Annotated in this window: 17 protein-coding genes; 11 read left to right on the top strand and 6 right to left on the bottom strand. The window is 42.1% G+C overall.

The features are described 5' to 3' along the window. Positions 1–73 precede the first annotated feature (73 nt). Entirely contained in the window at positions 74–766 is a 693-nt protein-coding gene (locus NAF17_RS08720) for a porin family protein (protein WP_252757618.1), read from the top strand. 56 nt (positions 767–822) lie between these two features. Here NAF17_RS08720 and NAF17_RS08715 read toward each other — a convergent pair whose 3' ends face one another. Beyond that, on the bottom strand, positions 823–1776 hold the full coding sequence (locus NAF17_RS08715; RefSeq protein WP_252757617.1) for a nucleotide-diphospho-sugar transferase: 954 nt from the start codon (positions 1774–1776) through the stop codon (positions 823–825). A 120-nt stretch (positions 1777–1896) separates the two neighbouring features. Here NAF17_RS08715 and NAF17_RS08710 point away from each other — a divergent pair, with 120 nt between their 5' ends. Beyond that, positions 1897–2715: a class I SAM-dependent methyltransferase gene (locus NAF17_RS08710; protein WP_252757616.1), complete on the top strand. Its 819-nt coding sequence runs from the start codon at positions 1897–1899 to the stop codon at positions 2713–2715. Between the two features lie 2 nt (positions 2716–2717). On the opposite strand, the gene NAF17_RS08705 is transcribed toward NAF17_RS08710, so the two are convergent. Together NAF17_RS08705 and NAF17_RS08700 are read right to left on the bottom strand one after the other, a co-directional pair. Beyond that, positions 2718–4547, bottom strand: coding sequence for an ABC transporter ATP-binding protein (locus tag NAF17_RS08705; RefSeq protein WP_252757615.1), 1830 nt, complete (start codon positions 4545–4547; stop codon positions 2718–2720). Positions 4548–4592: 45 nt separating this feature from the next. Beyond that, positions 4593–5690, bottom strand: coding sequence for a glycosyltransferase family 4 protein (locus NAF17_RS08700; protein ID WP_252757614.1), 1098 nt, complete (start codon positions 5688–5690; stop codon positions 4593–4595). Positions 5691–5763: 73 nt separating this feature from the next. Here NAF17_RS08700 and NAF17_RS08695 point away from each other — a divergent pair, with 73 nt between their 5' ends. Next, positions 5764–6495, top strand: a complete 732-nt coding sequence (locus NAF17_RS08695) for a glycosyltransferase family 2 protein (RefSeq protein WP_252757613.1) — start codon at positions 5764–5766, stop codon at positions 6493–6495. 2 nt (positions 6496–6497) lie between these two features. On the opposite strand, the gene NAF17_RS08690 is transcribed toward NAF17_RS08695, so the two are convergent. After that, on the bottom strand, positions 6498–7556 hold the full coding sequence (locus NAF17_RS08690) for a glycosyltransferase family 4 protein (RefSeq protein WP_252757612.1): 1059 nt from the start codon (positions 7554–7556) through the stop codon (positions 6498–6500). Then, on the bottom strand, positions 7553–8461 hold the full coding sequence (locus tag NAF17_RS08685; protein ID WP_252757611.1) for a glycosyltransferase family 9 protein: 909 nt from the start codon (positions 8459–8461) through the stop codon (positions 7553–7555). Before NAF17_RS08685 ends, NAF17_RS08690 begins: the two co-directional genes overlap by 4 nt. A gap of 164 nt (positions 8462–8625) precedes the next feature. On the opposite strand from NAF17_RS08685, the gene meaB reads away from it, so the two are divergent. Next, positions 8626–9519 carry a methylmalonyl Co-A mutase-associated GTPase MeaB gene (meaB, locus tag NAF17_RS08680; RefSeq protein WP_252757610.1) on the top strand — a complete coding sequence of 298 codons (894 nt, stop codon included), beginning with the start codon at positions 8626–8628 and terminating at the stop codon, positions 9517–9519. Between the two features lie 59 nt (positions 9520–9578). On the opposite strand, the gene NAF17_RS08675 is transcribed toward meaB, so the two are convergent. Next, positions 9579–10871, bottom strand: a complete 1293-nt coding sequence (locus tag NAF17_RS08675) for an aminopeptidase P family protein (protein ID WP_252757609.1) — start codon at positions 10869–10871, stop codon at positions 9579–9581. 109 nt (positions 10872–10980) lie between these two features. On the opposite strand from NAF17_RS08675, the gene NAF17_RS08670 reads away from it, so the two are divergent. The 7 genes from NAF17_RS08670 (at position 10981) to NAF17_RS08640 (ending at position 19876) form a co-directional block, all read left to right on the top strand. Continuing rightward, entirely contained in the window at positions 10981–12396 is a 1416-nt protein-coding gene (locus tag NAF17_RS08670) for an OmpA family protein (RefSeq protein WP_370340925.1), read from the top strand. Between the two features lie 77 nt (positions 12397–12473). Continuing rightward, positions 12474–12617, top strand: a complete 144-nt coding sequence (locus NAF17_RS08665; protein WP_252757608.1) for a DUF6728 family protein — start codon at positions 12474–12476, stop codon at positions 12615–12617. 21 nt (positions 12618–12638) lie between these two features. Further along, positions 12639–13019 (top strand): RidA family protein, encoded by a 381-nt coding sequence (locus tag NAF17_RS08660; protein ID WP_252757607.1) that lies wholly within the window; start codon positions 12639–12641, stop codon positions 13017–13019. A gap of 13 nt (positions 13020–13032) precedes the next feature. Next, complete coding sequence (recG, locus tag NAF17_RS08655; RefSeq protein ID WP_252757606.1) at positions 13033–15141, top strand: ATP-dependent DNA helicase RecG; 2109 nt, start codon at positions 13033–13035, stop codon at positions 15139–15141. A gap of 53 nt (positions 15142–15194) precedes the next feature. Next, positions 15195–16583, top strand: a complete 1389-nt coding sequence (locus NAF17_RS08650; RefSeq protein ID WP_252757605.1) for a M20/M25/M40 family metallo-hydrolase — start codon at positions 15195–15197, stop codon at positions 16581–16583. A gap of 67 nt (positions 16584–16650) precedes the next feature. Next, positions 16651–17970, top strand: a complete 1320-nt coding sequence (locus tag NAF17_RS08645; RefSeq protein ID WP_252757604.1) for an MFS transporter — start codon at positions 16651–16653, stop codon at positions 17968–17970. A 199-nt stretch (positions 17971–18169) separates the two neighbouring features. Beyond that, on the top strand, positions 18170–19876 hold the full coding sequence (locus tag NAF17_RS08640) for a hypothetical protein (protein WP_252757603.1): 1707 nt from the start codon (positions 18170–18172) through the stop codon (positions 19874–19876). Positions 19877–20562 lie beyond the last annotated feature (686 nt).

The raw sequence follows: 20562 nt of genomic DNA, 5'->3' as shown, positions 1-20562 counted from the left end.
TTATAAAATTAACAAACCGGAAATATTGTGTCTAGCCCACAGTAGTTTAGCAACAATTAAAAAAATAAAACCGATGAAAAAATTTCTCTTAATGGCCGTATGCCTTATTACCGTTGCCGGAACCGTGAGCGCGCAACGTTACGATCGCCGCTACCAGCGCCGGGGAGTAAGGCGACCCGCCCCCGTACAACGTTATGATAACAGGGGCGGTGGCGATGATTTTTACACGCCAAAAGTTGGCCTTGCCGGTGGTGTAAACTTTTCCAATACCGTTGATGCTTATAACTCAGACTTTAGCACCAGCACTATTGCAGGCTGGCACGCGGGTTTAACCTTTGAGGTGCCTATTGCCTATCCGTTATCATTCGCGCCCGAAATTTTGTTTTCGCAAAAGGGTTACAAAGCCGAAACTATCGACGGTACATTTAAGCAACGTACCAATTATGTTGATATCCCTTTGTTAGCCAAATTCCGTTTGGTGCCGGGCTTTAATTTTGTAATAGGCCCGCAGTTAACATTCATCACATCAACCCGTAATACTTACGATGATGGCTTTAACACCATATCAGAATCTGAATATAATTACCGTGGCGATAAAAGCTACATATCGGGCGTTGTTGGTGTAGGCATCACCCTTAATCGCAATGTGGAACTAAGGGGCCGTTACGCTATCGACCTCGACAAAAACTACGCGAACGGCAACTCGGCCATCCCGGATTACCGCAACCAGGTATTCTCGTTGGGCTTAGGGTTTAAGTTCAACTAATAAGATCTAACTATTGATTTTGTAAAGCCATTCGCCCGGTTGGGGTGGGTGGCTTTTTATTTGAAGATGTTCTGAACCCAGCGTTTTAGCTTACGTTTGGTTTTATTGTAACGCCTCCATCTATAATCCAGGTTAAAACCCTGGTTAAGGGTAAAGTAGTCGGCTTGTTTTTGGGGCAGCACGTACAGTGGGTGCTTTATCTCGCCAAGTTCCTGCAAAGGTATATTAGCGTTAGGGCTGTTAGCATCAATGGTATGGGTTGAATTTTCGCCAAACCCAATGTTGGTGATGAGATTTTGGTTGGGTATCACCGACAGGCTATTATTAAAAAAATTCAGGAAGCCGTATTGGTAATCCCAGGTATCAATCTCTCCGGCTTTTACTTTTGCAAATATTTCTGCCCAGGTATCAACGGCAAAGCGGTCGTTAAAAATAACCTCCAATTTAGAGCGCACATCAGCAACCTCGTAGCGCAAAAGTTCTTTATCGTAATCATTCCAAACCCTCCGCCAGCCGGCCCATCCCCAAACATGAGTCATGTTGGAGTAGTAGTAACTGGCATTGCCCCATTGTTTACCAAGCTGCAGATTGGCGCCACCAATGTGCCTAATGCGGGTATCATCGCGGTAACGGCTGAGCATCGCATCGCAAAATCTGAAGAAATCGTTATTGGGCATGCAGTCATCTTCTAAAACAATGCCTTCTTCTTCCTGCTCAAAAAACCAGGTGATGGCGGATGACACAGCATGTTTGCACCCCAGGTTAACCTCGCGAAAAAGCGTTTTCACTTCGCAGGGCCAATCAACATTGGTAGCAATGGTACGGGTTCGTTCGCATAAAATATCTTCGCCGGGCTTTAGTGAACGCGGGCCATCTGCGGCGATGTAAAGGCGCGTCGGTTGCGCCCTGCGAATTTGGGCGAATACCCGTTCAGTGGTATCCGGGCGGTTAAAAATTATAAATAATACAGCCGAGCTGGTTTGATATGATGAGGTGGCTAAGGTATTCATATTACAAATATGTTTATTAAAACGTTAAGCTTACGATACCAGGCATACAATTTGGCGTAAAATAGCCGTTATCAGATAAAATTTACATCCCATTATATTTAAAATTTGCACCTTTAGAAAATGCGAAGCAAAATAACAGGCGGCGATACTACCTACCTTTTTACGGCCAAAATAATGGGCAAATTCGATGTAAAATATTATCGTTGTAATCAAACGGGCTTCATCCAAACTGAAGAGGCCTACTGGCTTGACGAAGCCTATACATCCGCAATAACCAAACTTGATGTTGGCCTGCCGTACCGTAACATTAATTTAAGCGACAGGGTTAGCAAACTGCTGCTAAAAAAATTTGATAAGAAAGGCATATTCCTGGATTACGCCGGCGGTTATGGTTTATTTACCCGCCTTATGCGCGATAAAGGTTTTAACTTTTACCATACCGACCCATATTGCCAAAACTTGTTTGCAGAACATTTTGACCTGAGCGATCTTCCTAAAAATACCCGCTTTGAACTGGTTACCGCTTTTGAGGTTTTTGAGCACCTGCCTGACCCGATAACGCAGATAAATAAAATGCTTGAGCTTTCTGAAACTCTATTGTTTAGTACCGAATTACAACCGGGAAAAATAGAAAAGATTGAGGAATGGTCATATTTTTCGATTGAGACCGGACAACACATCGCGTTTTATAACGAAACCACCCTAAAAGCCATTGCCGATAAATTAGGTTATAACTTTTATACCGACGGTATATTTTTACATCTTTTTACTAAAACCAACCTTGAGTTTAACCCATTTGAGCCGGTTAGGGACAAGTTTTTACTCCGCAAAGCAAAAAAGTACATTGCCAAGATAGAACGACAAAGTAACCCCGCGCCTGACAGCCTGCTAATGCGCGATTGGCAATATATAAAAGACAAAATTAACTGGAAACCCTGATATTATCCTTCATTAAAGGTTTGCATATCTATCAGCTTTCGATACAAGCCATTTTTATTGATCAGTTCCTGGTGGTTGCCCTGCTCTATCAGTTTACCATTCTCCAGTACAACTATCATATCTGCATTTTGGATAGTGCTTAAACGGTGGGCAATAATAAGCGATGTACGGTTCTTCATCAGGTTGTTCAGCGCATCCTGCACCAGTTTTTCTGATTCGGTATCCAGGGCTGATGTTGCCTCGTCCAATAGCATTATTGGCGGGTTATTTAACACCGCACGGGCTATACAAATGCGTTGGCGCTGGCCACCGGATAGTTTTGTTCCGCGGTCGCCCACGTTAGTTTCGTAACCATTTTCGGCCTCTAAAATAAAATTGTGGGCGTTGGCTATACGTGCGGCGGCCTCAACATCGGCCGGGCTTGCACCGGGTTTACCAAAGGCGATGTTGTTGTAAATGGTATCATTAAACAAAACAGATTCCTGGTTTACCACGCCCATCAATCCGCGCAGTGAATTTGCGGTTACCCCTTTAATATCGTTTCCATCAACCGTAATACGCCCGCTTTGAGGATCCATAAAACGAGGGATCAGATCCATCATGGTTGATTTACCACCACCCGACGGGCCTACCAGCGCCACAGTTTTTCCTTTAGGCACAACAAAATCTACATGTGATAACACCGCCTTTTCCTGGTAGGCAAACGATACATCCTCGAAACGGATAGCCTCGGTAAAATCTTTTATGGATGATGCATCTGGTGCATCAACGATGGTAGGTTTTTCATCTATCAGGCTTAATACACGCTCGCCGGCGGCAATCCCTTGGTGTATATTACTGAACGAATCTGAAATAGCTTTTGCAGGCCTTAGGATCTGCGAAAACAATACAATAAAAGCAATAAACTCTGCCGGTTTTAACGGCGTTTCCTTATTCAAAACTAAATTACCGCCATACAAAACAATGCCGGCAACCATACATATCCCTAAAAACTCTGATACAGGCGAGGCCAGCTGCTGCCTGCGCGCCATAGATTTTGTAATATCCGAATACTTCTTATTCTCGCTATCAAACCTGTTTTTTATAAAACCCGTGGCATTAAAAGCCTTGATGATCTTGATGCCCGAAAGTGCTTCATCCAGGTAACTAATCATGTTGCCATAGGTTTGCTGGGATGCTACGGCCTGTTGTTTTAATCGTTTTACAATGCGGGCAATAATAAATGCCGAGAACGGGATGATCAAAAATGAATACAACGTTAGGCTTGGCGAGATCAGGAACAGCATTACCAGGAAGGCGATCAGCGTGAGCGGCTCTTTAAGAACAACCTGTAGCGTGCCAGTTACCGAATACTGTACAACCTGCACATCTGAGGCGATTTTTGAGATAATATCTCCCTTACGCTCGTTACTAAAAAAACCAAGGTGAAGGTTCATCACATTATTAAATACAGTGCGGCGCAGGTTTAACAGGGTATATACCCTTAAATTCTCCATAATGCGCTGCGACAGGTAACGAAAAAAATTACCCAGCAAGGCCGATATTACAATGGTACCACAAACAAACTTTAAAGCCCCACCTGTACCATAATTATTAATGGCGTAACGCACGTAATAATTAAATGTAGCCATAATATCTATAAAAGCAGGTTTAGGGCCTAATGGTAAAACCGCGTGGCTTTGGTTATTGGCAAACAGCGTTGTTAACAACGGCGCCACCAGCGCCAGGTTTAACGTACTAAATATTACAGCAAACAGGGTAGTTAATACATATGGTATTGCAAACTTTTGGATAGGTTTTGCAAACGAGAGCAAACGGAAATACGTTTTCATTTAAAAAGTTAAGGTGCAAAATTATACAAATTTGGCCATGTATAGTTAAACGCTTTTTAATAACGTATTGTAAACCTGTATGGTATTATCAACGCATTTATCAAAAGCAAAGCTTTGCAGCCGCTGTTGCCCTTTTGCGATAAGCGATTGACGGATATTATCGTCATATGAAACCTTAGTCACTGCTTCTTTAATAGATGCCTCATCCATCGGGTCGAAGTAAAAGGCGGCATCACCGGCTATTTCGGGGAAACAGGTTGTATTGCTGCACACTACCGGGCAGTTATTGGCAAAGGCCTCCAGTAGCGGCAAGCCGAAACCTTCCTGGTAAGATGGGAAAGCAAACACAGCGGCCTGGGTGTACAATTGTTTCAACTGGGCATCGGTTACAGTAAGCTGCTGGCATTGGGCAGCGATGTTAAAGGTTAATAGTATTTTCTGTTCTTCTTTGTTGAACAAGCCACCGCCTGCGCAGATCAGGTGCAGGCTATTATCCTGCTGCAACACCCCCCCTATAGCTTTAATAAAGGTTGCAAAGTTTTTATAAAAGGCGCGATCTCCCACAAATAGTATATATTTTTTGGGCAAGATAAGCGCGCTTGCCGATGTTGGATTTAAGATATAGCCATGATGCACTACCGTGATCTTCGCCCCGGCCTTTGGATAATATTTAATGATCTGTTGTTGGGTATATTCTGATATGGCGATGATGGCGCTTGCCTTTTCTATCAGTTGCTTCTTCCTGGCGATGACCGCTGCCGAATCGGGAAACAAATGGGGCAGTGTTTCGTGGATCATATCATGAACCGTAATTAAGAATGGATTTTTTATACCGTTTAAAAAATAGGTGTCGTAATACGTTGGGTGGAAAATATCGTAATTGTATTGTTTAATAAGATAGTTAGAATAGCGTTTATTCCAGCGGAACATACGGTTATTGTGGCGGTTGAAGATATTTTTGCCGATTACATTATCTAATGGCAATAAACCTTTGGGCAGGTAAGCATTTTCTGAATAAAGGGCTGCGATCTTACCTGAAACCCCGGGGCGTTTATTGAGGCCATCATTCAACCCCGCAAAATAACGGGTAATGCCCCCATACTTTTGGGTAGAGAAATATTGATGATCGAATAATATTTTCAAGATGGAATTTTGTTTAAATGGACTTACTTTGCAAATGCATAATGCTATGCCGCTAATTTAAGCAATAGTACCAATGGTAAATGAAAAACACGGAATTAATCCCGCAGACACCAATAACGCACTGCTAAGCATAATTGTTGTTACTTACAATGCGGCAAAAACCCTGCAAACCTGCCTGCAAAGTATTTTTATGCAAACCTATCCAAACCTTGAACTAATTGTGGTTGATGGCAACAGCACCGATGACACACAAGAAATCTTACAAAGCAATACCAAGCAAATCACCTACTGGAAAAGCGAACCCGATAACAGTATATATGACGCCATGACAAAAGCGCTGGCTTATACAAAAGGCCAATGGATCTACTTTTTAGGGGCTGATGATGAGCTACTGCCCAATTTTTCGACTATGGCCCTGGAGCTAGTAAACCCTGGTTATGTTTACTACGGCAGTGTGCTTACCCGGGGCCTAAAACCACTTGGCCCTGTGTCTGACTATTACCTGGCTAAGCATGGCATTATTCAGCAATCTATTATTTATCCTAAAATTATTTTTGAGCGCTATGCCTATAATTTAAAATATAAGTCATCTGCCGATTTTGCTTTGAATATGCAGGCCTTTGGCGATAAGGATTTGAAATTCGTATACCTTAATTATGTGATAGCAAAATTTGCCGATACCGGCGTTTCGGGCCAATCGCGCGATATGGTTTTTGAGCAGGATAAACCATCGCTCATCCTAAAAAACTTTGGCCTTAAAATGTGGCTCAGGTTTAAGATCAGGAAACTAAAGGGAAAAGAGTAACCTTAAACGCCCAGTACTTCCTCGTATAAACGTAGATATTGTATGGCGGTATTATCCCAATTGAATTTCTCGGCATGTGCCATAACCTTTGCTGAGCGGTTATTCCCTTTAAAATCGGCAATACTATTTTTAAACACCTGCTGCATGGCATCCCCGTCAAAGTTGTCAAAATAATAAGCGGCATCTCCACCAATTTCGGGCAGCGAGGTTCGGGTTGAGCAAAACACCGGCTTGCCAAAGTGCATGGCCTCTATCACCGGCAAGCCAAAGCCCTCGGCAATGGATGGAAAAACAAAAGCTTCGCAATTTTTATAATACCAGGCGCGGTCGTCATCACTTATGGGGCCGGTAATTTTAACACGTTCTTCGCAGCCATGCTTTTTGGCTTGTGCCATAACATCGGCCTTATAGGGTGTATTAATTCCTGCTATCACCAGCTCAAGATCATTTCCATCAAGTAAAGCAGGCAAAACATGCGCGTTCTTTTTTGCAGATACGATGCCGATAGTAAACAAAAAAGGGTTTTTCGGGACATAAGCAGGAGCATGGTAATCCTTCAATACCAGTTTATCGGCACCGTTATATATAACGCTTATTTTATGAGCGATGTGCGGGTAGTAGTGCAGCACATCCTTAGCCGTGAAGTTTGATATAGTGACTATTCGCTCGCACTTGTTAATGCGCTCGCCAAGTTTCTTCAGGTACAGTTTTAACTTTTCAGGGCTCAGGTTTTCGTGTACTTGGTTAATATCGTGTATGGTCAGTATCATTTTGCCGCTATGTACTTTTTTTGGTTTTAGGCGCGAGAACTGATCTGTAAAGTGGAACAGATCCACCTTATTACTATTGATGAAAAAGAACTTATTATACTTCTTAAGATAGGTTTTGTGCACCTCCTCCGCCTCGAAGCCGGTATTGCTGCCGGGATACAAAAAGTAGTCGAGATCAAACTTTGTGTTATGGTTTAACAAAGCCCTGGCCAAACTTTTACCAAAGCTGTACAGCCCGGTATTGGGGTACCGCATAGAATCGAGGGTTACTAAAACGCGTGGTTTGCTCATTTCCAGTTATTAATTTTTGCTGCAACCATCTCTACGGAAATATTTTCCAGATCGCCATTTCCACTTTCTAAATACTCAGCTTTTTTGCCCAAAGGTGCCCACCTGCCCGGATGGATCGGCCGTAACGATGGGAACAATCCCAAAGCTCGGATTCCTACCGCCGCCGCAACATGTAATGGCCCGGTGCCTGATGCAAGCAGGCCATCGGCCCTGTATATAAACGCGATAAACTCGTCAAGTGTCATGGTACCGGTAATATCAACCACGTGCGAAGGCAGGGTTTTTATCCAAGGGGTAAGCAGTTCCTTTTCTTTATCAGATCCGGAGATGAATATTTTAAACTTATCTGCAGGCAAGGCATCGGCAAGCTTTTTATAATTGCAAAGCCCCCACTCTACACCGTTGCCATTCGATTTTGGATGAAGGATTAAATTGAATTTTTCAAAATCGAATAAAAACTCAAATTTTTCAGACAATGATATCGTTGGTTTAAGACTGGTATGGGCTATCACCTGTGGCAGGGTTTGTACTTCTTTAAGGCCCAAAGGCTTTAATAGTACAAGGTTTAATTGAGCCTCGTGCAAGTCGGATTTTTTGCGGCTTAGCTTCACCAGATTATTACATGTAAACCAATGAAAGATTCTGTTGGTTGTGCCTATCCTTGTTTTTATCCCAGCTTGTTTAGACAATTTGGCCACTTGCTTATTAGGGAACACATGCACTATGGCATCGATGTTTTTTTGCTGTAAAAAGGTTATTTGTTCCTGATATGATAATTTCAGCAGTTCGGTATAATCTACAAACTCATCAACAAATTTATCGCATTTAATTACAGGGCCTGTGTAGGCCTTTCCTAAAAACAAAATTTTGGATTTAGGATAAAGGTCTTTTAAATAGCCTGCCATCGGTAAAGTAAGTACTACATCACCTATAGCATCGGTCCGGCTTATTAGTATGCAATTCAAACTACTGTATATATATGTATGTGCTGCAAATATAATTATCTAAGCTTGTTCATTTATATTATTATGGCTTGATTAATTAACGCGTATTTTTGTTTCTTTGATACATGGCCGCATCCACACCCTATATAACACCTACCTGCACCGATTTTAGATCGGTAGCGCGGGCGTTAACTATAGTGGAAAACAGCCTTACCGGCAGCACCCAGCTTTTAAAAAGCCTTATTTTTAATATACATACACCTATTATAGGTATAACAGGCCCGCCTGGCGCAGGTAAAAGCACGCTGGTAAATGCCATTATTAATACCCTGGTGCAACAAGGTAAAAAAGTAGCCGTACTGGCTATAGACCCTACGTCACCTTTTAACTTTGGATCATTACTGGGCGACCGCATCCGCATGGCCTCGCACTTTAACCACCCGGATGTTTTTATCCGGTCGCTTGCTACGCGTGGTTCGTTGGGTGGGTTATCTGCCAAAACCATCGAGATGACGGATGTACTACGTGCATCTGGCTTTGATCATATTATTGTGGAAACCGTTGGCGTAGGACAATCAGAAGTGGAGGTTGCAGGCCTTGCCGACCTTACCTTTGTAATGTTGGTACCCGAGGCTGGTGATGAGATCCAGAACATCAAATCGGGATTGATGGAAATTGCCGATGCCTTTATCATCAACAAAGCCGACAGGGATGGCGCCGACCTGTTCATCAACAACCTTAAAAAGATATTACTACAAAGTAAGGATGGTAAGCTGCCCATATTTAAAACGGTGGCATCCAAAAACGAGGGGATAGATGCCATTGCCAATTTTATCTTATCAAACAAAAAAACCAAAAATACCCGCCGCGAGTTACTGCTCACTCAAAAGGTGTACAACATTATCCAGCAAAATAAAATGATGGGGATAGAAAAGCAAAAACTTCAGCAGGATCTTGCCAGGGCTTTAGTTAATGATGACTTTAACATCTATCAGTTCGCATCCAACTATGTTGGGTAATTAGTTAAATTAAGTGAGTGAATGGTTAACTAATCACCACTCACCCAATCAACCACTCACTATTTCGAGTTCATCAACTCTTCAATCTCCTCCGCCTCAATAGGGATATGCGCCATCAGGTCGTAGTTACCATCTTTGGTGATCAAAATGTTGTTTTCTAAACGGATGCCCAAGCCTTCTTCGGGGATGTAGATGCCCGGCTCGCAGGTAAGGATGTTACCAACCTCGAACGGTTTGTAGCGGCTTGCAAAATCGTGCACATCTAACCCAAGGTGGTGCGATGTCCCGTGCATAAAATACTTTTTATATAAAGGCGATTTGGGGTCCTGCTTATCAACATCATGTTTTGATAACAAGCCCAGATCTATCAGCTCGCCTGCCATTATTTTGCCTACCTCGTCATGATATTCGTTCCAAACCGTACCTGCAACAATCATTTTACTTGCCGCGCGAAATACACGCAATACAGCATCATACACCTGGCGCTGGCGTTTAGTGAAACGGCCATTCACCGGGATAGAGCGGCTCATATCGGCATTGTAGTTGGCGTATTCTGCAGCCCAGTCAAACAGGATCACATCGCCATCGCCACAAACTTGGTTATTGTCTATATAATGTAGTACAATAGCGTTTTTGCCCGATGCTATAATTGGGTTGTAAGCATGCCCTGTTGCACGCTGTTTTAAAAACTCATGGGTTATTTCGGCCTCTATTTCGTACTCGGCTACGCCGGGTTGTACAAATTTTAGTACACGGATGAATGCGTCTCTTGTTATATCACATGCCTTTTGGGTAAGTTCTACCTCAATTTCCGATTTCACAACACGCAGATCGCGCAGTATAAGGGCCGATCTTTCGTAATGATGCAGCGGGTATTTCTGACGCAGGGTCTCCAGCATCCTCAGGTCGCGATAGGGTACTGTATGTGCATACCTATCGTTCTCATTAGTATTGATATATATATTATCTGAATAGTTTATTACAGTATGCAAAACGGTATCATATTCCTGTAACCAATATATGTTTTGGATGCCCGATGCTTTGCGTGCTTCTTCTTTAGTGTACTTGTGTCCTTCCCAAACGGCAATATGGTCGTTAGTTTGTCTTAAAAAAAGTACTTCTTTGTATCGCTGATTAGGACAATCGGGATATAAAACCAATATGCTTTGCTCCTGGTCTACGCCTGTGAGGTAATAAAAATCGGGGTTTTGCTTAAAAATGAAGTTTTGGTCGCCATTTCTTGGATATTCGTCATTGGAGTGAAATATAGCTATTGAGTTGGGTTTTATTCGCGAAACGAAATTTTTTCTATTATTTGTAAATAACTGTTCGTTAACAGGTAGATATTTCATGGGATATAAAATATTGATTTTAAAAAAACAAATTATTACTATTGATTGTAGTAGATATTGTGAATATTGGAACAAGATTTGGTATTTGTTTCAAACATAATTACTAATTTTGAAAAAAATCACAATTAAATCGTTTAATCTTAAAACTATGAATTACTCTACATTAAAGAAATCAGTAGCATTATCATTTGCTTCTCTGCTGGTTGCTGGTATGGTAAGTGCGCAAACAGACAGCACTAAAACCGTTACCACTAAAACCATGGCAGACACAACAATGTCATCAACCGCAACTACCGCTAAAGTATTTGGCGGAAGAGGTCAGTACAAAACCTGGAGCATCGGTTTAAACGTCGGCGCAACCTCACAAGTTCTTGCAACTGGTGGTGGTAACGACTTTAGAAACAAAAACATCGAATTAGGTTACGGTATCTCTGTGCGTGATCAATTAGGTCACAACTTTGGTTTACAATTAGATGTACGTGGTGGTAAAGTTTCTGGCGATAACAGCAGCATCGCTGGTAACCCAGGTATCTACTCAACTAAATTTTACCAAGCTACTTTAAGTGGTGTTATTAACGTTGCAACTATCGACTTTATTCGTCGTAAAAACTCTGTTAACTTTTTCATCAACGCAGGTGCTGGTTTAGCTATGTACAACCCTATAGGTGTAACTAGTGCTGGTATTCCTTTTAACTACAAAGACGGTGCTGCCGGTGGTGCGCCAGGTAGTGGTAGGTACATTAGAGAATTTGTAGTACCAGTTGGTGTTGGTGTAAAATTCCGCTTAAGTGACGTAGTTGCATTAAACTTTGGTTATACTCAGAACTTTATTGATGGTAGCAACTTTGATGGCGTTAAAAACGCACGAAACTCTAAAGATCACTACTCATACGGTTACGGTGGTTTAGAATTCACTTTAGGTTCGAAATCAAAACCGAGCTTAGAATGGGTTAACCCGGTTGCAATGATGTACGACGAATTGTACGATGCCGCTTTACGCCAAGAAGTTGAAGCTCTTAAAGGCCGTGTAACTAACGTTGAAAACGCAGTTACTGATCTTAAGAAAGATTCTGATGGTGACGGCGTTTCTGATCAATTTGACAAATGCCCTAACACTCCTGCTGGTAGCGTTGTTGACGGTTCTGGTTGCGTTATCGTATTCCCAAAAGCTGATTCAACTGTTGCTGTGTCAACTGCTGCTGCTTACTCAAACATTCAGTTTGAATTTGATAGCTCGGTATTAAGAACTTCTTCTTACCCAGTATTAGATGCAACTTCAGCAGACTTACGTTCATCTGGTAAAACTGCTGAGATTAACGGTTACGCTTCATCTGAGGGTACTGCTGCTCACAACATATCATTATCACGTGACCGTGCTAACTCTGTAAAAACTTACTTAGTTAACTCTGGTGTTGCTGCATCAAAATTAAAAGTTAAAGGTTTTGGTGAAACTAACCCAATTGCTGATAACTCAACTGAAGAAGGACGTGTTGCTAACCGTCGTGTTGCCTTCAAACAAAAATAATATCTAAATAAAAATATTATTTAAGAAGCCTTCCGAATAACTCGGAGGGCTTTCTTTTTTTTTATTAAATTTGTGTTATGTACTTCTTTAGAAAAAAAGACCCAAACAGGCCCACCAGCTTTAACCTAAAGGTTATGCATGTTATAAATGCCATTGCCATCACTATGTTTTTGGCCGGCATTACCTGGAAACTTATCCAGTGGTTCATCCTAAAAAAGTAATTTCATAATACAAACACTATCGTGAAAACCATCATCAATACTAATAATGCACCTGCGCCAATAGGCCCGTATAGCCAGGCAGTAGCTGCCAACGGTTTACTTTTTGTATCCGGCCAAATTCCGGCTAACCCAAAAACAGGCGAGATCATCACCACCGGCATTACCGACGAGGCTACTTTGGTTATGGAAAACCTTAAAGCTATACTAACTGAGGCCGGTATAGGTTTTGATGCCATTATTAAAACCACCATCTTTTTAACAGATATGCAAACCTTTGCACAAGTTAACGAAGTATATGGTTCATACTTTACAGCTGATTTCCCGGCGCGCGAAACCGTGCAGGTATCAGCCCTGCCAAAAGGTGTTAATGTAGAGATCTCTGTAATTGCTTTAAAACCCTGATCAGGATAGAAAATTGGATAAACTGCATTTTCATACACCCATTGAATATTTAAAAGGTGTAGGCATAGCCCGTGCGGATGTGCTTAAAAAAGAATTGCAGATAAACAATTTTGAAGACCTGCTAAAGCACTTTCCTTATAAGTATATAGACCGTACCCGATTTTACAAAATCAAGGATATCCAACCCGATATGCCCTACGTACAGGTGCTTGCAAGGGTAACAAGAAAAGAACTTATTGGCGAAAAGCGGACCAAGCGTTTAGTAGTACAAGCTAATGACGATACCGGCATTATTGAACTGGTATGGTTCCAGGGTATCAAATGGGCCGAGAAGATGCTCATCCCTGGTAAAGTGTATGTGATATTTGGCAAGCCGGGTTTTTTTAACTGTAAGGCCCAAATGGCCCACCCTGAAATGGATCTATATCTACCGGGCGCTCCGCAGCAAAAAGGCAACTTAACCCTTCAGCCGGCCTACAACTCAACCGAAAAATTAAAGCAATTTAGTTTAGATAGTAAAGGCCTGCAAAAGCTGATAGCGGCCTTACTTGAGCAAACCGCTAAAGACATTCACGAGAATTTACCGGCCTACATCCTCAACCGGTTTAAACTGGCGGGAAGGCAGGAGAGCTACCGCAACATCCATTCGCCTAATGATGCTAATCAATTAAAGGAGGCACAATACCGATTAAAGTTTGAGGAACTATTCTTCCTGCAACTAAAGCTATTAAAAACTAAATTAACACGCACACAAAAATTCAAAGGAAATATATTTGATAAGGTAGGCCATTACTTTAATGATTTTTACCACGATAAATTACCTTTCGAGTTAACCAATCCACAGAAGCGGGTACTGAAAGAGATCCGAACGGATACCCAGCGCGGCGTACAAATGAACCGCCTTTTACAAGGTGATGTGGGTAGCGGCAAAACGGTGGTAGCCCTAATGAGCATGCTTATAGCGATCGATAATGGTTTCCAAACCTGCATTATGGCCCCTACCGAAATTTTGGCTAATCAGCACTACCAAACCATCAAAAGTTTAGTGGGCGATGGTTTTATAGAGGTGGCCTTGCTTACCGGATCGGTACCTAACAAAGCCCGAAAGGTTATCCACGAGAAACTGGAAGATGGCACGCTTAATATCCTGATAGGCACCCACGCGCTTATTGAAGACAAAGTGCAATATAAAAACCTGGGCATGGTGGTGATAGATGAGCAGCATCGTTTTGGGGTTGAACAAAGAGCGAAATTATGGCGAAAAAATGTGGTACCGCCACACATTTTGGTAATGACGGCCACCCCTATCCCCCGCACCCTGGCCATGACAATGTACGGCGATTTGGACATCTCGGTAATTGACGAACTCCCAGCCGGCCGCAAACCTATCAAAACCGTACATTATTACGAAACCCGGCGCCTGCGCATGTTTGGTTTTATAAAAGACGAAATTACCAAAGGGCGACAGGTTTATGTAGTATACCCGCTGATAAAAGAAAGCGAAAAACTGGACCTTAAAAACCTGGAGAGCGGCATCGAGATTATGTCGCGCGAGTTTCCGTTGCCGCAATATCGTATCAGTGTAGTGCACGGCAAATTAAAGGCCGCCGAAAAAGATTTTGAAATGCAGCGCTTTGTAAAAGGCGAAACGCAGATAATGGTAGCCACCACCGTGATAGAGGTAGGTGTAAATGTGCCCAATGCATCTGTAATGATCATTGAAAATGCCGAGCGTTTTGGCCTATCGCAATTGCACCAGTTACGTGGCCGGGTTGGCCGTGGCGCCGAGCAATCCTTTTGTGTTTTGATGAGTAACGAAAAGCTGAGCCACGATGGCCGCATCCGTTTAAACACCATGGTAAAAACCAATAACGGTTTCGAGATAGCGGAGATTGATATGCAGCTGCGCGGCCCCGGTAACATCGAAGGCACCCAGCAAAGCGGCGTATTAGACTTGAAAATTGCCGACTTAACCACCGACCAGGAAATATTACAGCAAGCACGAAACCTCGTTATCGAAATATTTGAGAAAGACCCGCAACTGACTGCTCCCGAAAATCAGATCCTGAACTTAACTTTCCAGGCAAAAAATGCCGGGTTAAGCTGGGATAAAATATCATAAAACACATGCTAAAATGCGTGGCAAATATTACATTTGCTTGAACGCATCCTATCATGAAAAAAACCTTCCTCCTTTCTTTCGTTTTATTAGTAACAACTCTAGCGTCGCAAGCGCAAGATTCTTTGCAGATCCGTAAGTTTTACGACGAGGTCCTGGTTAATGGCCAATGTTATGAAAACCTGCGCTACCTATGTAAAAAAATAGGCCAGCGTTTAAGCGGCTCGGCAGGTGCAGCAAAATCTGTAGAGTGGAGCAAGAAACTGATGGATGGTTACGGCTTTGATAAAGTTTACCTACAAGAAGTAATGGTACCGCATTGGGTACGCGGCGATAAAGAGCAGGGTTATATTATTGACGGTAAAAATAAAATAGCAGTACCAATAGCGGCCCTGGGCATGTCGGTAGGCACACCTGCGGCAGGTATCACTGCAAATATTGTGGAAGTACGCAGCATAAAAGAATTAGATGCGCTTGGCGAGAGCGTTATAAAAGGCAAAATAGTTTTCTTTAACGGCCCGTTCGATCAGCGCTTTATCGAGACCGGCGCGGGCTACGGCGCGGCAGGTGTGCAGCGTTTTGCAGGCCCATCAGCAGCAGCCAAATATGGCGCGGTTGGTGCCATTGTACGTTCTATAACCCCGGCGCTTGATGATTACCCACATACCGGCGGTACCGTTTATGCCGAAGGTGGCAGGAAGATCCCGGCAGCGGCTATATCTACTTTGGCAGCAAATAAGCTGAGCAACATGCTTAGGTTACGCAAATTGCCGCTTATTAAATTCTACTTTAAACAAAGCTGCCAAACTTTGCCGGACGTTAAATCATACAACGTAATTGGCGAAATAAAAGGCATCGAAAACCCCAATAAATTCATTACTGTTGGCGGTCACCTGGATTCATGGGACCTGGCCGAGGGGGCGCATGATGATGGTACCGGTGTAATGCAATCAGTAGAAGTTTTAAGGATTATAAAAGCTACAGGTTATAAACCAAAAAACTCGATACGCGCTGTGTTTTTTATGAATGAAGAGAATGGCCACAAAGGCGGTTTAAAATATGCCGAAGTTGCTGCCGCGAATAAAGAAGAGCACATTGCAGCTATTGAAACAGACGAAGGCGGCTTTACCCCACGTGGCTTTAGCTTTGAAGGCGCATCAGCCTCGTTCTTAAAAGATCTCAATAAAAAATGGAAACCACTTTTTGAACCATACGAAGCCGACAGATTAATAGCCGGTGGCAGCGGTACAGATATTGGCCCGTTGAAAGAAACCAGACCATCTATTATGTTAATAGGTTTCAGGCCTGATTCACAACGATACTTCGACATCCACCATACGCCTAATGATGTGTTTGAGAACGTAAACAAACGCGAACTTGAACTGGGCGCAGCAGCCATTACCGCATTGGTTTATTTGATAGACCAACACGGTTTAACTTTTTAAACAATATTGCTTTTAGGCCGCATCTTACTGTTGTAAATTGCGGCCTCAATCTTAATATACCACCACATTGCCAGACGACGGAACAATAACACCCAAAACCGACTCATTTGCAGCCCTTAAATACAAGGATTTTAGATCGTACCTAGGCATGCGGTTTTGTTTTACGTTTGCCTACCAAATGCAAACGGTTGTACTGGGCTTTTACATTTACCAATTAACACATAGCAAAATTGCACTGGCCTTTATCGGCTTAAGCGAAGCCATACCTGCAGTTGGGATAGCCTTATACGGTGGTTACATTGCTGATAAGTACGAAAAACGCAAGATGCTCCTCATCATATTTTTGGGGGTATTTTTATCATCACTGGTAATGTTTATTACAACATTAACCAATGTGGCATCGCAAATACACACCAATGGCATCTTAATGATACTTTACGCCATGATATTTTGCAACGGTGTGGCAAGGGCCTTTTACGGCCCGGCAACATTTTCCATTTACGCACATAGCATCCCTAAAGAGTTGTATCCGAACGGCAGTACCTGGAGCAGTTCCAGCTGGCAGGTAGCATCCATCCTCGGGCCGCTTACAGGTGGTTTTATCTATGGGTTTGCGCATCATATTATACCCGGCCTTAGCGGCATTACAGCAACATTTGGGTTAACCTTAATATTTATGCTGGTATCCCTTATACTGGTTTATCTGCTACGCGAGTACCCGCCGGTTTTTATCCCAAAAGAAAATATTTGGATAAGCCTGAAAGAAGGCCTCAATTTTGTTTTTACCAACAAGATGATGTTTTACGCCATGAGCCTCGATCTGTTCTCGGTATTTTTTGGCGGTGTTGTTGCATTACTTCCTGTTTTTGCCCTTGATATTTTAAAGGTAGGTGCCGAAGGCTTGGGCATTATGCGTATGGCATCTTCATTAGGTGCTGCATTAACGATGCTGGCCATGATCCGCTTCTCGCCCATGAACAAACCATGGCGTAATTTATTGATCGCAGTAGCAGGTTTCGGTGTTTGTATCATCGGATTTGGCCTGTCAACCGTTTTTTACGTATCGCTATTGTTCCTGTTTCTGCAGGGCGCGTTTGATAGTGTAAGTGTTATCATCCGTAGCACTATCATGCAACTTTTAACGCCCGACCATATGCGTGGGAGGGTATCTGCAGTAAATTCTATGTTTATTGGTTCATCTAACGAGATAGGCGATTTTGAATCGGGCATGGCAGCTAAACTATTGGGCACCATACCGGCGGTTTTATTTGGCGGCAGCATGACGCTGATGATCGTAACCATTACCTTCCTTAAAACAAGAAAGCTTATCCCGCTATCATTAAAACAGATCCACGAACCCGAAGTTATTAAATGCCCTATCAGTTAATTAGCAGGTAAAAATCCCCCTTAATTTAGGCTGAATTTTACTAAAGATTAATTGTAAAAAATAATTGATCTTTAGTAATTTTATACCGTAAATATTTCCCCTACTAATTAACTATTTAGCTTTGACACCAAAGTTTTTTAAAGCCCTATTGTGTAAAATTTTATGTGCGCTGCCTTTATGGTTACTGTTAATTGCGCCTTTGTTTTCTTACGCAGCCAAACAGGAAAAAAAACCCGTATATCGGCCCAATGTTTTAAACACCCTTAAAAATACTGCCGAAGCCCGTCGCGCCAATGCGGCATTGGTTTTATATAAGGATTGCCGCAAAATAACCGAAGCGGATGCTATGCATAGCCTTAATGACCCGGCCCGTATTTCAAATGATTTAAACAACCGTCCGCTTATTTGCGTCACGTATGATCTGAGTGATGATTATTATTTAGTTAACCGCGGCTATAATAACCTAAGCAATAAATGCTTTGTCAAGGCCATTGCCTTTGCCCAAGAGGAAAAAATGCAACTGGAAACCGGTATTTACCAGCATCGCAAAGCAAATTACAGCTTCCTGTATAAAAAAAAAGCCGAGGCTTGCGGGTACTACTTCCTGTCCGAAGAGAATTTTCGTGACGTGGGTTTTGATAACGTTCCGGGCATGGGCAACCTTTTTTCTGAGGCATCAAACTTTTACTACTCCCATGGGGATTTTGACAACGCCCGCCAAAACCTTCGCCAAGCGCAAAAACATCAAACTAAAATATCGCGTACGCGTATCAATATCATAAATACGATAGGGCTAACTTATCATAACGATGGACAGTACAATACCTCGATGGCCTATTTTGATAACGCGCTAAAAATGGCCCGATCTGCTAAGAACACGGTATGCATGGCAATAGCTACCGGCAACATTAGGTGGGTATATTTTATACAGCACAACTATGAAAAAGCCTTCCCTTTAATACAGAATGATTACAATCAATCTGTTAAATACCATCAGAAGATAAACTCGGCAATAGACTTGCTTCGGCTGGTGCGTACCAATGTAGATTATGGAAAGTTAGAAGAGGCAAGCCTGCAGTTAAATACCACCGATAAAATATTGGCTTTATGTACCGAAAATGTATTAGGCCAGCAGGTACTATATTATGGGTTAAAAGCTATCATTAGCGACAGGAAAGATAATATCAGGGACACGTTTAAATTTCATAACCAGTCAGAAAAATTACGGGAAATAGTATCCAAGCGCGATAATATAGCAGCCATTGAACGTGTACGAATGCAATGGATAACCGAAAAGAGCCGCCAAGAGTTTAATGATTTAAAGAAAAGCACCAATTTAAATACTTTTAAATTAAACACTATTATAGTGGTGCTTGCGCTACTGATCATAATCAAAGCGCTTATTTGCAACCGCCAGCGGCTAAAAGCAAAAAAAGACAAGGAGTTGTTGGCATCAGAAAAACGTTGGGTAGACGAAGAGTTAAAGAATGCAACCCTGGTATTGAACGGCTACACCGAAAATCTTACCCAAAAGAATATCCTGATAGATGAGATAAAGACAGAGCTCGAAAACATACAATCTAAATACAGCGGATCTGAGATGGCCGAAAATTTAGATAAAATGATGCAGGCCCATATCATGACAGAGGATAACTGGGCCGAGTTTAAAAAACTATTCTCGCGGGTACATAATACTTTCTTTTACAATTTACGCCAGGAGTATGGTAATTTATCTGGTACTGATGTAAGGTTGCTGGCATTAATTAAACTTAAACTTAACAACCGCGAAATGGCAAGCATGCTGGGCATTTCGGTTGATGGCGTGAAAAAGGCAAAACAGCGCCTTCGTAAAAAAATGGAAATTTTAGAGGGTGATGAGTTAGAAGGCATTATAAACAAGCTTTAATGCACCTAATAGCTACTTTAAAAATATTTGTCTTACATTTGTCTACCCCCTAAATTAGTTTAAAAGGTCATTTACACTCATATTTGGACTTCCAAAGCAATTGGTCAGATCATGTTCAACCAATCGCTTTGATTAACATCTACCGAAAAATTTAATTTTAACGCAAAAGTACATAGCTATGCTAACTGATGCTTAAGATGATTATATATAATTATTGATTAACTGTTATCGTTTGCAAATCCCTCAAAATGGAAACAAGACAAAAGAAAGCCTGCTCCCACTGCCAGAAAGGCAAATTAACCACCAGGGCACGAAGACCAGTCTGGATGAAAGCAACCTTATTTTGGTTGCCTATAAAAAGATACTCCTGCAGTTTCTGTGAAAAAAAAACATACGTCTACGGCTCGGTTTGGGAATACGTTGCCCAAAAAAACGCTGATTAATCCGGTTTAGAGGGGGATTCTAAATCAATTGTGTGCATCATGCTTAAAAGACCCAGCACCCTTTTTCCTTAAACTTTTTATTGATAACCTCATTTTATTACCCCGCTTTTAGGGGTATTAATTTGTTATGCCATTTGCCCAAATGGTAACTTCGGCTATGTAATAGCCGTCGGCGCTTTATGCACCCTTACATTTCCCATCATTGCTTTTTTCCACGCACCCCTTAATAATCAAATTCTTATC

The organism is Mucilaginibacter aurantiaciroseus, from assembly GCF_024055595.1.
GTDB classification, from domain to species: Bacteria; Bacteroidota; Bacteroidia; order Sphingobacteriales; family Sphingobacteriaceae; genus Mucilaginibacter; species Mucilaginibacter aurantiaciroseus.
Note: the sequence above shows the minus strand (reverse complement) of the source record. Positions and strands in the feature narration are given on the sequence as shown.